The following is a 269-nucleotide window of genomic DNA, read 5'->3' as shown; positions in this document are numbered from 1 at the left end:
AAGGTATTATTTATTTTAGGTCCGGGTTTAGCTATGACGGCAGCACTTATGACTTGTGCCGTTATTCCATGGAGTACTTCAGTGGAGTTTTTTGGGCGTAAGATTGATTTGCAAATTGCCGATATCAATATTGGTATATTATACATTTTTGGTGTGGTAAGCTTGGGCGTATACGGTATTATGATTGGGGGATGGGCTTCTAATAATAAATTCTCTTTAATGGCAGCGCTACGCGGTGCCTCGCAAGCTATAAGTTATGAACTGGCTAT

Annotated in this window: 1 protein-coding gene; it reads left to right on the top strand. The window is 40.1% G+C overall.

Features of this window, described 5'->3' with window-relative positions; translation table 11 throughout:
- Positions 1-33: 33 nt before the first annotated feature.
- Positions 34-269, top strand: a 236-nt coding sequence (locus CWC28_RS21320) for an NADH-quinone oxidoreductase subunit H (protein WP_249324992.1), incomplete at its 3' end; no start/stop codon positions are given.

This window comes from Pseudoalteromonas sp. S4492, from assembly GCF_005886115.1.
In the GTDB taxonomy this organism is placed as follows: Bacteria; Pseudomonadota; Gammaproteobacteria; order Enterobacterales; family Alteromonadaceae; genus Pseudoalteromonas; species Pseudoalteromonas gelatinilytica.
Note: the sequence above shows the minus strand (reverse complement) of the source record. Positions and strands in the feature narration are given on the sequence as shown.